This window comes from Priestia sp. P5_B4 (assembly GCF_056400385.1).
The window spans coordinates 1-857 of record NZ_JBFULJ010001235.1; the positions used below are offsets into that span (position 1 = coordinate 1).

Annotated in this window: 1 protein-coding gene; it reads left to right on the forward strand. The window is 33.5% G+C overall.

The window, feature by feature from the left end; translation table 11 throughout:
* Nucleotides 1-84 precede the first annotated feature (84 nt).
* On the forward strand, nucleotides 85-759 hold the full coding sequence (locus AC1DRF_RS30170) for an SOS response-associated peptidase (protein WP_477742592.1): 675 nt from the start codon (nucleotides 85-87) through the stop codon (nucleotides 757-759).
* Nucleotides 760-857 lie beyond the last annotated feature (98 nt).

The window sequence follows — 857 nt, forward strand, 5'->3', positions numbered from 1 at the left end:
AGTGGTAGCAGCATTGTAAATTGTATACCTTAAGTTCTAAAGAGAGTTAAAAAAACATTAAATAAAAAAAGAGAAGGTGAGAATATGTGTGGAAGATTTTCTTTAGCGACAGATATATATAGGATTCAAGAGCAGTTTAACTTTGAATTTAACGATGAAGTCACAATTAATCCAAGGTTTAATGTAGCTMCCTCCCAACAAATTCTAACAATAGGATCTAATGGGGGAAAAAGAATTGGAATAACGATGAAATGGGGACTAGTACCTTCGTGGTCTAAGGATAGTAGAATTGGATATAAGATGATAAATGCACGAGCTGAAGGTATTGATCAAAAGCCAAGTTTTAAGACACCTTTTAAACGCAAGAGATGTTTAATTGTATGCGACGGATTTTATGAATGGAAAAAAGAAGGAAAAAATAAGCAGCCTTTTCGATTTGTTATGGAAGATGGCCGGCCATTCGCATTTGCTGGACTTTGGGATGAATGGGATAAAAATGGTGAGCCCCTTTATTCCTGTACAATTATAACCACAACTCCTAATGAAATTACACAAGAAGTTCATAATAGAATGCCTGTAATTCTTGAAGAAGATGCATATGATGTATGGATGGACTCTAAAATGAATGATACAGAGTATCTTAAATCACTGCTCATTCCTTTTCCGTCGAAAAAGATGAAATCATATCCTGTATCTACAATTGTTAATTCACCGAAAAATGACGTTGTGGAGTGTTTAACCTCAATTAACAGTTTATAAAGAGGGGTAAAACACAGTTAAACTAAAAAAGAGAAGATTTTTAACCTTCTCTTTTTCTATATCTTTTATGCTTAGATATTCTTCTCCATGCCATATTC